Consider the following 13,687-nt stretch of genomic DNA (forward strand, 5'->3'; position numbering starts at 1 on the left):
GCAACGAAGCTCGTCATCTCGTGGCCGCAACGCTCGAATACACTGCGCCTGCGAGATGTTCCGCATACGACAGCTGATTCATGTGTGTCGCGGCCGATACCCAGGGCCTGAATTCGCGATATTCGCGCGTCGCGCCGAAGCGCCGAACCAATGGCTCGAGCGCGGTAACCAGCAGGTCGGGCCAGCGTTCGGGAAACTTGACGCCGAGCAGACCGAACCGGCTGCCCGAGCGAAGATCACGTGCGCATCGCCGTATCACATCGTCGTACCGCGGGACCATTTCCAGGCCAAAGGTCGAAAGCACGACAGACGCGGTGCGAGGGACTTCGAAGCTTTCGACATCGCCGCGGATCAATTCCACGTTTTCGAGGCGTGCCGAGACGACCTTCGTTCGCGCCCGATCGAGCATGCCTTCGGACAAATCGATGCCGACGACGCGCCCGCCTGGCCCCACCGCAGCGGCCAGGAGGGCGAGGTTCTCACCCGTACCGCAGCACAGGTCGACGACCTCGTCGCGGGGAGCAATATCCAGAGCATCGACCAAACTCCGCCGCCACCGGTCCAGGCCGAGCAGGCGGAAGGTGATCAGCCAGCCGTCATAGCGCTGCGCTATGCGGTCATAGAGATCTCGAGCTGCCGGCTTGTCGAGGATTGTCACGCTAAGCTTCCCTTTCGTGCCGCCAGTCGCCTCGCCTGGTGGGTTCTCTGGCGGCCATGCTCTTGGGCGAGCCAAGCTCTGCGACGGGCCTTGCTTCCCTCCCAATCGGGTATTTTCGCGCCGAAGTCACAGATAGCGATAGCCCAGCCCCACGAGCAGCGTTGCCGAAAGAATGAACAGGGCGAACAGCGCCATGGAGAGTGCCAGAACGCGGTTTTTGGGTTGAGCCATCGTCCGCAGACCCTCCGAGCTGGTGGGGTAAAGCAGGATGGCGGAGTTCGAGGGCGACCACGCGGTGCGACGCGCATCCATCCGGGTTTCGTGGCGTCCCCACATATCGACCACGGCGATCAGGCCCAGCAGGGTTACGAGGCTGCTGGGAATCCACAGCAGGAAGCCACCGACCATCTCGTCTCGCATCAGGTCGAGGATCGGTACCGGAACCGCGGCATAGCCAGGATACCACGGGACGGACTTGAGGGTGGTCGCCGAACCCACCAGGATCTGGCCCAAAATGGCCAGCCACAGCATCATGAGGCGCACGCCGTGTCGCAGCCCGTGCGGCGCGGGCCGGCGGTCGAAAATCCTTGTCCAGAAAACCATGCCGGCGAGAAACATGCTGAGATGGAGCAGCAGCGCGATGGCGGGCATGAGCAGCGCCGCGTCCTGCCAGGCCGGGACCGACCAGGCGAACAATGTGCCGAGATAGAGGCCGAGCGCTGCCGGAGGCATGCGAACGAGGCGCCAGCCCTCGCGTACCGTCCGGTTCCGGAGCGCCGGGGCAATGAGAGCCCCGCGAACGCCCCGGGGCGTTCCGCGCAGCAGTGTGCCCGCCGGATGGGAGAGCGCGATCAGCATCGGGCCGGCGATCCGCAGGCCGAGGAACATTGCTTGATGGAGGTCGAAGTGGTGCCGTGCCAGGTGTTCGAGAGGCCAGGTCGACGATGCCAACGCAATGATGAGGCCGGCCGCAAAAGTGAAGTCGCGCCAACCCCGGCCATGCTCCTTGCGGCCTCTTGCGTAGGCGATGCCGAAGGCCGGAACCGCGAGCAGCGTGACCACCGTAAGCGGGCCAAGGCCTGTCACTGCATCAGTTCCTCGACGGTAAGGCCTGCAAGGTCACGTGATCGATCCCGAAGCGCTCGTACAGCGTGCAGTGGTCCGGCTGGCGCGCCCATCATCAGGTGCGCCGTCATCCGCGATGGTCGGGAATCCCAGCAAGACGGCCACCGAACAATAGGCGCTGGAGCGCGGCGAGACGCCATACAGCGAAGCATTGCGCGGTGCCGTTAGCCCTTCTCGACGTTTCTGTCACCCCCTTCGTGCACTTGCGGGGCGGGGTCTTGCGCAAGCGGTGGGCATGGTCCTGCGCCCCCGGGCTGGGGAGCCGCGGCCGCAAGACGGTGAGGAAAGAGAGGCTTTTGGACCCTTGACCCGGGACACACCCGTCCCGCCGACAAGGAGAACAGACATGTCCGGTTCCAGGCGCTCGGCCGCAGCCCGATCTCCCGCACACCGCATCACGGCAACCATCATCGCAAAGCTCGAGCAGGGTACCAGGCCCTGGATCAGGCCGTGGCGCGGCCTGCCGGTCGCGCGGCCCTTGCGGGCATGTGGAACCCCCTATCGGGGCATGAACACCTTCTGGCTGTGGCTCATGGCCGACGCGGCCGGCTACGCTTCGCCATACTGGATGACCTATCGCCAATGCCAGGCGCTGGGCGGCCAGGTTCGCAAGGGTGAGACCTCGACGATCGCGATCTTCTACAAGGCCTACCGGAAGGAGGTCGAAGGTCCTGACGGTGAAAACGACACCGAAACCCGCCGTGTTCTCAAGGCCTATGCGGTCTTCAACGCCGAGCAGTGCGATGGCCTCCCGTCCCTGTACCATCCCGAACACCTCCTCGCGCCGGTCGAGCCGGAGGGGCGACTTGAGCGGCTCGACCGCTTCTTCGCAGCGGTCGGCGCGACCGTGCGCCATCACGGCTGCGAGGCCTGCTACGAACCGAGATTCGATCGGATCACGATGCCGCCGACCGGGTTGTTCGACACCTACGACCATTATTATGCCACGCTCGCGCATGAACTCTCCCACTGGACGGGACACGCATCGCGGCTCGATCGCGATCTGAAGAACCGGTTCGGCAGCGCAGCCTACGCCGCCGAGGAGCTCGTCGCCGAATTGTCCTCGGCAATTCTGGGGGCCGAACTGGGCCTCCCGGTCGCTCATCTCGATCATCATGCGAGCTACATCGCGTCCTGGCTTGAGCTGCTGAAATCCGACGACCGGGCCATCCTCACCGCCGCCGCGAAGGCCGAGGAAGCCGCCAGTCTGCTCATGCGCCTTGGCGGTATCGAAGAGCGGTCGTCGTCCGATGAAGCCGGCCGGTTCGATGCGGCGGCCTGAGGGAGAGGCGCCATGGGACGGTCTGTCAGCTACCCGAACGGGGCCATCGTCGCGTTTCGTCTGGTCGGCGAGACGCAGGACGACGCGGCGTGGGCCTATCACTGCCTTATCGACGATATCGTCGAAACCGCCCGAAGCACCTTTCCGTCGCTCGAGCCTTTCGAGGGCTGGCGCGGGCGCGAAGACCGCATCGTGCTGCGCAACGCCTTCGCCGATTGCGGCGTTTCGACCTATGGCGGACTTGCCGCCATCTGGCTCGTCGAGCGCGATGACGGCCCGTATCGGGACGCCGACTGGCGGCACCCGAGATCGGGACGCGCGCGGCGATGGCTCGAACAGGTGTCGGATAGGTTCATCGAACTGTTCGGCGAGCTGCATATGGTCGGACGCTTCTCGAACGGAGAAGCAATCTTCAGGCGCGGCGACGCCTCACTGTGAGGTCGGTGCCTCGCCGCTGTGCCTCCGCCGCTGAAATTCTCGCTCCCGATCCTTTTTCAAAAAGGATGCCGATCATTCGGCTCCGGCCCGTCCGCCGGGAGAGGCCCTGGGCCGGTCGGGTCAAGGCGCAACCTGCGGCCCGTCGGCCCGTGTGGCCCGCGCCAGCCTAGGGCCGCAGGTTCCCCGCTCCCGCGGTGCGCCTTTCTCCTTGTCCCGGCCCTGATCGGGCTCCGGCGGATCGGACCGGGGCCATCAGGGACCGTCTCCGATCCTCCGAACAGATCAGGAGATCGAACCATGTATGACAGCTTCACCCAACAGCTCGCCGGCCTCGACCTGTCCGGCTTAAGCATCAAGCCCGCGCCTTTCGACAAGACCGATTTTCCCTGCGACGACGCGATCGACCAGACGCTTGCCGGGGCCTGGTCGGACCTCTTCGCGATGTTCGCCGACACCGCTCTCGAAGCCGATGCCGAGGATTTCGCCTGGGGCTTCGTCAATCTCTTCCACCGCGCCGCCAGCCGGAAGTCGTCCCAACTCGACCGGGCGAGCGACGAAATTCGCGCCTTGCTCGCCTGTGCCGACGGATCGGAAGTCCATTCGAGCAATCTCGAGGAGCAGGTCGAGCGCGCGCAGGCGGCCGAAGCGACCATGATCGCCTTCGAACGGATGCGCGAAACCGCTGCTGCTCTCTATCTCGACGAGATCGGAACGTCCTGGCGTCCCATGACCGGCTCCCGGTCCAACCACTCCGCCCAGGTTACCTCCGCAGTCATCAATGCCCGAGATTTTCTGCGGGTTCGCGCCGAGCGTCGCCGCGCGGCCCATACGCCCGAAGGCACGCCGGTCGTCTTCGCTGGCGGCCGATCGTCCTTTCCCACGACCGACGAAGCCAAGGCGTTCGCCGCAAATGTATGGGCCACGTTGGACAAGGTGCGCGACCGGGTCCCGGACCTGTTCGTCGTGCACGGCGGCGACAGCAAGGGCGTCGACCGGATCGCCGCGAGCTGGGCCGAGCGTCACGATGTCCAGCAGCTGGTGTTCGCGCTCGACAGAAGGCTAGGCGCCCGCGCCGGGTTCAAGCGCAACGAGCAGATGCTCAAGCTCGAACCGCGCTATGTGATCGCGTTCCCCGGCAACGGCGTACTCGAGCGGCTCGTGATCGAGGCCAAGGCGCGACGTATCACCGTCGTCGATCGGCGCGGTCTGACCGGGAGCGTCTCGAAATCGGATCGCTGACTATTCGGCTTCCCTGGCGCACCAGCACCAATCCGGGCGCTGGTGCGCCAGTTCCTCAACGACACTGCAGGGGATCCCCGCGGCAGGCGATGTGTCATGCGAACTCGAGATTGGCCTGCAACCCGCGCGCGTCTATGGCGGGCAGATGCATCATTCCGATCCCAATCCACTGAGCCACGACCACAATTTCCTCAGCGCCTCGCACGACGCGCACGAGAAGCGCATTCGGTATGTGGTCGCCCTCACCGCGGCCATGATGGTACTGGAAATCGCCGCGGGCCTGTGGACCGGCTCGATGGCGCTCCTGGCCGATGGCATTCATATGGCGACGCACGCGGGCGCGCTCGGAGTTGCGGCTTTCGCTTACTGGTTCGCGCGCCGCCACGCAGACAATCCGCGGTTCACCTTCGGCACGGGCAAGGTCGGCGATCTGGCCGGTTTTGCCAGCGCGCTGGTTCTGGCGATCTTCGCGGTCGGCATTGCTGTTGAATCGATCCAGCGCATCTTCAGTCCGCTGGCGATCGCCTACACCGAAGCGATCTGGATCGCGGTTCTGGGTCTTCTGGTGAATCTGGCAAGTGCCTGGATGCTCGGAGCCGACCATCACCACGGCCACGATCATGGACATGGGCATGGACACGAAGCTCATGATCACAACGATCACGACCATGCGCACGCCGACAACAACTTGCGGTCTGCCTATTTCCACGTCCTGGCCGACGCCCTGACCTCTGTCCTCGCGATCGCCGCGCTGCTCGCCGGCCGCTATCTGGGGTGGGCGTGGATGGATGCGGCGATGGGCATCGTGGGAGCGCTTGTGATTGCGCGCTGGTCGTGGATGCTGCTGCGCGACACGGCGGCGGTACTCGTGGATGCCGACGCGGGGACGGAACGCTACAGTGAAGTGCGCGAAGCACTCGAAGACGGCGATACCGTGGTGGGTGATCTGCACATCTGGCGGATCGGGCCGGGCAAATATGCCGTGATTGCCTCAGTGATCGCCGCGCACCCGGCGACGCTAGAGGAATATGCTAGGCGTCTCCAGATGCACACGGAGTATGTCCATATAACTGTGGAAACTCAGTGTTGTTGCGTCGGCCACTCGCGGTTACATGTGCCATGATCGCCTATCTGTCAGCGCTTTCTCGACATCTGCGAATTTGAAATCATAAATTCGCATTCCTCAAAGTAAGATCTTACTTTGAGCGATGTGTTTGCGGAGTACCAGCATTTAGCGATCCAAGTACCCGGACGAAACCGCTTCTTTTGGGTGCTTCCTGCCGAACCGTGCGTGTGCTGGCATGATGCCGCTGGAACAGCTTATCAGGAAGCTCGCGCATTTGCCCAAAACTGTTCCCATCTTCTGGGTTTCTAGACGCGCAAGCAGGCCGCACAGGAACTCAACATGCTGACAGTTGAAAGCCGACCGATTGGGCTTTCATGCATAAAATCCATATAGACCGAGATGATGCCGATAAAGAACCAGCCTCGATGAAGCGCAATTTTGCGCCTGGATTCCACAATGGCATTGGCCGGACCGCTGGTGTTTTTCACGTATTCGCCGCGATAAACGGGAAGGAGAGGTTTGCGTTCGCATGGGCGATGCGCAAAAGAGTAGAAAAGCTATCACGGAGCAGACGACAAACTCGTAATTATCGGCCGTTGGCTCGGCATCGGGGCGTGTCGCTGCCTTTGGCAATGGGCACGCCTTCATCGATAGCGCGCAGACCGGCCCATGCCGTTGTAGGTTGGAGTTCGTGCGGTGGGCGTAGGATAGTGCACGCCAGTGCACGCCGCGGAATTTCGCCAGTGGTGGCGCTACGGCCAGCGGGCAGGGTCCATTTTGCAACCCACCTATTCATTTGCCGCCTCCATTGTCCCGGTAAGCAAGCAAACGAAGTGCGTTGAAGACTACGAGCAAAGTCGATCCTTCATGAGCCATGACCGCTGGACCGATGCCGAGCCCCATAACTGTTGCCGGCACGAGCAAGGCGACCACGCCGAGACTGACCACCAGGTTCTGTCGAATGACCCAGCGGGTGCTAAGACTCAAGCCCACCGCAAAGGGCAGGTGGGACAAATCATCGGCCATCAGTGCCACGTCGGCAGTCTCCAACGCGACGTCAGAGCCGGCGGCACCCATGGCGATGCCGACTGTAGCGTTAGCCATTGCTGGGGCGTCGTTTACGCCATCGCCCACCATCGCGACCGGCATTTCGGCGCGAAGCTTGGCAATTGCCGCCACCTTGTCCTCGGGCATCAGGTCGCCCCAGGCTTCGTCGATACCGACTTCACCAGCGACGGCAGCGGCAACGCGCTGGTTGTCTCCCGAGATCATGATCATCCGGAGAATGCCGAGCGCCTTGAGGCGGGCGATCGTTTGCTTGGCTGCAGCCCGCGGTGTGTCCAGAAGACCGATGATGCCCAGATCCCGGTCACCGATTTGGACGGCCATTGTCGTCCGGCCTTGCTCGCGCAGGTGCTCGATTGTCTGGGCGGACTGCGACGAGAGCGCAGGAAATCCATCGTGCCCAAACATCTCGGCCTTGCCAATCAACACTATCTTGCCCGCGACACTGGCCTGTACGCCTCGGCCGGTGAGGCTTGAGAGATCGCTCGCGACAGGGATATCTTGGCCGCCAAGAAATTGTTCGCCGTCGCGAACAATGGCTGCTGCAAGCGGATGATCGCTGAGCCGCTCGACGGCCACTGCAATCTTCATGAGATCGCTTTCGCTCACGCCGCTCGCGGGAACGATATCCGTTATTCGCGGTCGGCCCTCGGTCAGCGTGCCGGTCTTATCGAAGGCAAGAGCAGTCAGCGATCCGAGATTCTCAAGCGGACCACCGCCCTTGATCAGGACGCCGCCACGCGCGGCGCGCGCCACCCCTGACAGCACTGCGCTCGGTGTAGCGATTGCGAGTGCACAAGGGCTGGCCGCCACGAGCACAGCCATCGCGCGATAAAAACTGTCACGGAACGGCTCATCGACCACTGTCCAGGCGAACAGCAGAACCATCACCAGCGCCAAAACGGTGGGGACAAATACTCGCTCGAAACGGTCGGTGAAGCGCTGAGTGGGCGATTTCTGCGTCTCCGCCTCGCTTACCATCTGTACCACTTTGGCCAGAGTGGTATCGGCGGAAAGCCGGGTTACGGCAATTTCGATTGCGCCCGGGCCATTGATGGTGCCGGCGAACACACGATGCTCGGCGGACACTGTATCTGGCCGCGACGCCGCTTGCGCCCGGTCCGATACCGGCTCCTTGTCGACCGAAACGCTTTCGCCGGTAACGGGGGCCTGGTTGACGCTTGAGCGGCCCGTCACCACGAAGCCGTCGGCTGCCAGGCGTTCATTGGGTTTCACCACCACTGTATCGCCGATGACAAGGTCCTCGACAGGGATCTCGACCTGACCTTCGCCGCGTCGCACCATCGCCGTGCGGGGCGCGAGTTCCGCAAGAGCTTCGATGGCGCGTTTGGCCCGGCCCATGGCATAATGTTCGAGCGCATGGCCAAGGCTGAACAGGAACAGCAGTAGCGCGCCTTCGGCCCATGCCCCCAGCGCGCCGGCACCCGCCGCCGCGACCAGCATCAACGTATCGATCTCGAAGCGCTTCAGGCGGAGATTGTCGATCGCTTCACGCAAAGTGAACCACCCACCGAAACCATAGGCGGCAAGATAGCAGGTGAGCGAAAACCAGGGCGGAGCAGAGGTCAGCTTTTCGGCGGCGAAGCCGCTCGCCAGGAGCCCGCCACACAAGAGCGCGAAAATAAGTTCGGTCTGGCTGCCGAATATGCCCCCATGGGCATGATCATGGCCTTCCGCATCATTGTCGTTGGAATGGTCCCCTTTCCGGTGCTTATGATCGTGGGCGTGACTCGCTGACGCGGTTTCGGAAGTTATTATGGGTGCGTCGAGGCGATCCAACTCAGCGCGGATTGCTTCCTCCGAAGTTTTTTGGCGATCGAATTCGATCCTGATCATCCCGGCTGCGCTGACCACTGCTTCAACGACGCCCGGCGATGCGGACAATGTCTCGGCGACAGTTCTTGCCCGGCGTTGGTGGGAAATCCCTTCAGCTTGCCAGACAAGATGACCAAACTGGTCGGTAATCGTGGCACCAGCGGTACTGATCATGTCGCGAATGCGAGCGAGCGAGACGGCGTCTGGATCGTAATGCACGCACAGCTGCGGCAGGGTTTCGGCGCTGGTACTGTTCCTGAGATGCGCTTCCTCCACGCCCTCGTGTGCGGCGAGCAGAGCGGTCAGTCTCGCGATACAGCGATCCGCCGCAATTCCCACGTCTGGCAGGACGACCGGAATGTCGAGCCGTATCCTTTCGCTCATCTGGCGTCTCCATGTGGTCGCGCATTCCTGAAGGCTCCGGCCCCGGTCAGCGTGGGGTAGGGCTGCTGCACGGGGCTGGTCATGCTAAGGCATCTGCTTCGAGGAAATTGCGAAGAAGAGCGCTGTCGAGCGTGGCCGCACGCAGAAGGCGGCGCGGCGCTCTTTTTGCGAATGTACGGGATTGAGCGGTAAGGTTCGCCTGGGGCGTATTTTTCGTCTACTCGTTGCCTACGCGCTTCATTACTTATCGACGCAGGAGGCGAATTGGCTGAGGGCGACGAGAGGAGAAACATCATTCACTATCTCCGGCGGCATTTGAGCGCTGGTCCGTCGGAGCGCTCAATCACCATTTCCGGACCAGCAATGCGGACGTTGATGCCGGCGCCGACATAGGTGGAATCTAGCGAAAACGCTGCAAGTCGCACGGGCTTGTCGTTTGGCGGAGAGAGATCCACCATCAGACCTCCCTCGAAAACATCGACGGAATAGGCCTTCCCGTCGCTGCAAGTATAAACATGGCGTCCGATGGCATCGGGATCGGAGCCGGGGATGTGGTCACGGTCTTCTGGCGAAGCCGAACAACCCGAGCTGGCCAAGGCGGCCAGGAGGCCAAGGATTGCGCTCGTCGGCCTATCGATCATCTGGGGCTCCGATTGAGGCTGCGACACGAACTGGTCGCCGTGGGCGCCACAGGGGGCAAGCGCCCACGGCGTGGCCCTTCTCGGTCACGCGATGGCCAGCAAAGTGCTTGAAGGACCGAAACGCGCGCGGGGGCCGATTAGAAGAAACCACCCATAGTAAAGGAGGTGTCTGCAATGCCTGTTCGGATGGATCGGAGCCGCGGTGCGCGACAAGGCGAACAGTTCGGAAGCGGTGGTCCTCCCCTCCGCCAGCGAGGCGAAGGGGAGGTCTCGTTGCGGCAGGCGACGTGATGTTGCCCGCGCAGTCTTGCGTTCGGCATCTTTTGCCCGAAACGCGAGAGCATCTGTCATTCGCGGTCTTCCGCAATCGTTTTCTGGCCCCTGCCGCCAATGACTTCTACCTTTTCGAGGGTAATTAAGCCAATGTCCGGGATGTCTGCGAGGCCATCGACAAAAGTCCGGAGCCTCTGCTCTTTCTCGACGATCTCGATGACGACTGCGCGATCGCTTTCAAAAACGTGACGCCGATGGATATGCGCCGATCTGCCGAAACCCAGCCTGGCATCCAGAACGGTGATGCCCGCCAATCCCGCATCGCGCGCGCGCGATGCAATCACCTCCAGTACCTTGCGGTCGCCCAGGTAAGCGCCTTCGTCGGTGTAGATACGCAGCAACTTTGTCGTTTCAGGCATGATTTTCCTCCTTCACGCCGTTTCTGGTGCAACGGGCGAGGCATTCTCGTCCTTCCTGCGCTGGCGGTTTTCGATTGCTCCGAGCACAACCTTCGCAATCGACGGCAACACCAGAAGGGTGAGGACGGTTGCAGCGATCAACCCGCCGATGACCGTGACAGCGAGCGGCTTCTGAACTTCAGCCCCGGTCCCTGTAGCGATCGCCATCGGAATGAAGCCGATCGCCGGAACAAAACCGGTCATGATGACTGCACGCATCTTCTCGGCCATGCCTTCCCGGATCGCCTCGATCAAAGGCATCCCGTGCTCCTGACGTTCTCGAATAGCGGTCATCACCACCAGACCGTTAAGAACCGAAACACCGGCCAGCACAATAAGCCCGACCGCTGCCGAGACGGAGAAGTTGATACCGGTCACGGCGAGGGTGAAAATCCCGCCGGCCAAGCCCAGCGGCAAGGTCAGGAAGACCGCAGTTGCTCGTCCGGCCGATCCAAGGGCCACGAAAAGCAGCACGAAGATGGCGACAAAGGCAAGCGGGACCACGATTGAAAGTCGTGATGTCGCGGCTTGCAGGCTCTCGAACTGTCCGCCCCATTCCAGATAATATCCAGCAGGCAGCTTTACCTGAGCAATCTTTGCCTGCGCTTCCTGGACAAACGAACCTGCGTCGCGCCCTTCCAGATTCAACTGCACGACGACACGGCGCTTGCCGTTCTCGCGTCTGATTTCGTTGAGGCCTTCCGTGAGACTTATCTGCGCCACCTGTGCCAAAGGAACCTGCTTCCGCAGTTCGCCGGATTCTTCAGGCAAAAGCACAGGAAGTGAGCGGATGTCATCGAGATTGACCCGCGTTGCGTCAGGCACGCGTACAGTGATGTCGTAGCGCCGATCGCCCTCGTAAAGGAGGCCGGATTCGCGCCCTCCGAGAGCTGCGGCTACAGTATCGGCCACTTCCTGGACTGTCAGGCCGTAGCGAGCGATCATTGCGCGATCGAGTTTTACATCGAGCACGGGCGCACCGCCGACCTGATCGGCCTTTACGCTGCTTGCTCCCGGGATAGTCTGCAGCACCCGCACCATTTCGTTTGCCGTCTGCGACATTTTGTCGAGGTCGTCCCCATAGAGTTTGATCGCTACATCGCCGCGGACACCCGAAATCAGTTCGTTGAAGCGAAGCTCGATCGGCTGACTGACTTCATAAAGCTGACCGAGCTGAGCGCCGGCCGCCTTTTCGATGCGTTCAACTACATCGCCTTTGGTATGGACGCCATCCGGCCACTCGTCCTCTGGCTTCAGAATAACAAAACCATCGGAGACGTTCGGCGGCATCGGGTCGGTTGCGACTTCGGCCGTCCCCGTTTTTGAGAACATCAGTTCCACTTCCGGCAACTTAGCGACCGCTTCCTCGACCTTGCGCTGCATTGCCAGCGATTGTTCGAGACTGACCGAAGGCACCCGGGTGGAGGCAACCGCCAAGTTCTTTTCGTCGAGTTGCGGTATGAACTCCGACCCAAGCAGCCCGAAGACCGGAACGGCCGCCAGAAAGAAAGCGACGCCCCCGGCGATGAACGGGAGTGGCCGTGCAAGCGCCTTGTCGAGAAGAGGCAGATACCGATCCTTGCTCTTGCGGATCAGCCACACCTCCTTCTCGGCGACACGTCCGCGAATGACGATCGCTACCAGCGCAGGCACAAGTGTGATCGCAAGGATAAATGCGGAGACGAGTGCCAGCATGATGGTGATTGCCATGGGCGAGAAGGTCTTGCCCTCGACGCCTGTGAACATGAGGAGCGGCGCGAAGGAAAGAAGGATGATCGCCTGACCGAATACCGTCGGTTTGATCATCTCTTGCGAGGCGTGCATTGTCTCCTCAAGCCGTTCTCGAAGCGAGAGCAGCCGACCTTCATGTTCCTGCCGATGCGCCAGTCGCGCGAGACAGTTCTCGATAATGATTACGGCGCCGTCGACGATGAGGCCGAAGTCCAGTGCGCCAAGGCTCATGAGGTTGCCCGGCACGCCGAATGAATTCATTCCCATCGCCATCATAAGGAACGAGAACGGAATGACCAGAGCGGCGATGATCGCCGCGCGCCAGTTTCCCAGCAGCAGGAACAGCGACGCCGCCACGAGCAGGGCGCCTTCGGTGAGATTGCGTTCGACGGTTCCCACGGTGGCGCTGACCAGCTCGGCGCGGTCGAGAACGATTTCGGCTTCTACGCCCGGCGGCAACGTCTTCGATACCTGATCGATCCTCGCCGAAACGTTCTCGGCAACGATCCGGCTGTTCTGATCAATCAGCATGAGCACGGTGCCGATCACCGCCTCCTTACCGTTCAGACTTCCCGCGCCGGTGCGGAGATCGCCGCCGATCTTGACGTTGGCGATCTGGCCGACCGTGACCGGAACGCCGCCGCGCGTGGCTGCAACGGCATTCTTGATCTCGTCGACCGAACGTGCACGCGCATCTACACGGACGAGATAAGCTTCGCCGCCGCGATTGTAGTAATTGGCACCTACGGCAAGATTGGCCTTTTCCAGAGCCTCCCCTAGTTCGCTGTAGGAGATGCCGAAATTGGTTAATTTGGTCGGATCGGGTTCGACAACGAACGTCTTGGCGTAGCCGCCGATCGAGTCGACGCCCGCAACGCCCGGCACTGCCTTCAGCTGGGGTCCGATGATCCAGTCCTGCACGGTGCGCAGATAGCCGGCTTTGGCGACCTCGTCGGTGAGCAGGTCGCCTTCGGGCGTGAGATAGCTTCCGTCGGGTTGCCAGCCAGGTTGCCCGGCGACCTTCTTCGCGCCCTTCCCGTCCGGATTGGTATAGCCGACGGTGTACATGACCACTTCGCCCAGGCCCGTTGTCACGGGTCCGATTTGCGGCTGCACACCTTCGGGGAGGTCCTCGGTCACCTGTCTTAGCCGCTCTCCGACCTGCTGTCGTGCGAAGTAAAGGTCGGTGGATTCCGAGAATATCGCTGTAACCTGGCTAAATCCGTTGCGCGAAATCGAGCGCGTCGTCTCTAGTCCTGGAATGCCAGCGAGCGAGATTTCGACCGGATAGGTAACCAGTTTTTCGATTTCGACCGGCGACAGACGCGGATCGACAGTGTTGATCTGCACCTGGTTGCTGGTGATGTCTGGCACTGCATCGATCGGCAACTTGGTCAGCTGCCAGATGCCGAGGCCAGCGATTGCAAGAAAGAGGAACAGGACCATCCAGCGGGCGCGGACGGACAGTGCGATAAGTCGAGCAATCATGAG

10 protein-coding genes are annotated in these 13,687 nt (G+C 61.9%); 4 read left to right on the forward strand and 6 right to left on the reverse strand.

All coding sequences use genetic code 11. The annotated features are described in order from the left end of the window. Positions 1-13 precede the first annotated feature (13 nt). Positions 14-658 carry a methyltransferase domain-containing protein gene (locus AEB_RS03820; RefSeq protein ID WP_119082012.1) on the reverse strand — a complete coding sequence of 215 codons (645 nt, stop codon included), beginning with the start codon at positions 656-658 and terminating at the stop codon, positions 14-16. Between the two features lie 126 nt (positions 659-784). Beyond that, positions 785-1,720, reverse strand: a complete 936-nt coding sequence (locus tag AEB_RS03825; protein WP_172592992.1) for a cytochrome c oxidase assembly protein — start codon at positions 1,718-1,720, stop codon at positions 785-787. A gap of 409 nt (positions 1,721-2,129) precedes the next feature. Between AEB_RS03825 and AEB_RS03830 the strand changes: the two genes are divergently transcribed. The 4 genes from AEB_RS03830 to dmeF all read left to right on the forward strand — a co-directional run bounded on the left by AEB_RS03830 (position 2,130) and on the right by dmeF (position 5,865). After that, positions 2,130-3,065, forward strand: coding sequence for an ArdC family protein (locus AEB_RS03830; RefSeq protein ID WP_119082014.1), 936 nt, complete (start codon positions 2,130-2,132; stop codon positions 3,063-3,065). Positions 3,066-3,077: 12 nt separating this feature from the next. Further along, complete coding sequence (locus AEB_RS03835; RefSeq protein WP_119082015.1) at positions 3,078-3,503, forward strand: hypothetical protein; 426 nt, start codon at positions 3,078-3,080, stop codon at positions 3,501-3,503. A 297-nt stretch (positions 3,504-3,800) separates the two neighbouring features. Beyond that, a complete protein-coding gene (locus AEB_RS03840) occupies positions 3,801-4,742 on the forward strand; it encodes a DUF2493 domain-containing protein (protein ID WP_119082016.1) in 942 nt (313 codons plus the stop codon). A gap of 145 nt (positions 4,743-4,887) precedes the next feature. Next, a complete protein-coding gene (gene dmeF / locus AEB_RS03845; protein WP_119084437.1) occupies positions 4,888-5,865 on the forward strand; it encodes a CDF family Co(II)/Ni(II) efflux transporter DmeF in 978 nt (325 codons plus the stop codon). Positions 5,866-6,600: 735 nt separating this feature from the next. Here the strand turns inward: dmeF and AEB_RS03850 are convergent. From AEB_RS03850 to AEB_RS03865, 4 genes are all read right to left on the reverse strand, one after another. Continuing rightward, positions 6,601-9,093 carry a heavy metal translocating P-type ATPase gene (locus AEB_RS03850; protein ID WP_119082017.1) on the reverse strand — a complete coding sequence of 831 codons (2,493 nt, stop codon included), beginning with the start codon at positions 9,091-9,093 and terminating at the stop codon, positions 6,601-6,603. A 299-nt stretch (positions 9,094-9,392) separates the two neighbouring features. Continuing rightward, a complete protein-coding gene (locus tag AEB_RS03855; protein WP_119082018.1) occupies positions 9,393-9,734 on the reverse strand; it encodes a hypothetical protein in 342 nt (113 codons plus the stop codon). Positions 9,735-10,081: 347 nt separating this feature from the next. After that, on the reverse strand, positions 10,082-10,426 hold the full coding sequence (locus AEB_RS03860; RefSeq protein ID WP_119082019.1) for a DUF190 domain-containing protein: 345 nt from the start codon (positions 10,424-10,426) through the stop codon (positions 10,082-10,084). A 12-nt stretch (positions 10,427-10,438) separates the two neighbouring features. Beyond that, the gene (locus AEB_RS03865) at positions 10,439-13,684 is read right to left on the reverse strand and encodes an efflux RND transporter permease subunit (protein WP_119082020.1); all 3,246 of its coding nucleotides are present in this window, start codon (positions 13,682-13,684) and stop codon (positions 10,439-10,441) included. Positions 13,685-13,687: the final 3 nt, after the last annotated feature.

It is taken from the genome of Altererythrobacter sp. B11 (assembly GCF_003569745.1).
Taxonomy (GTDB): Bacteria; Pseudomonadota; Alphaproteobacteria; order Sphingomonadales; family Sphingomonadaceae; genus Croceibacterium_C.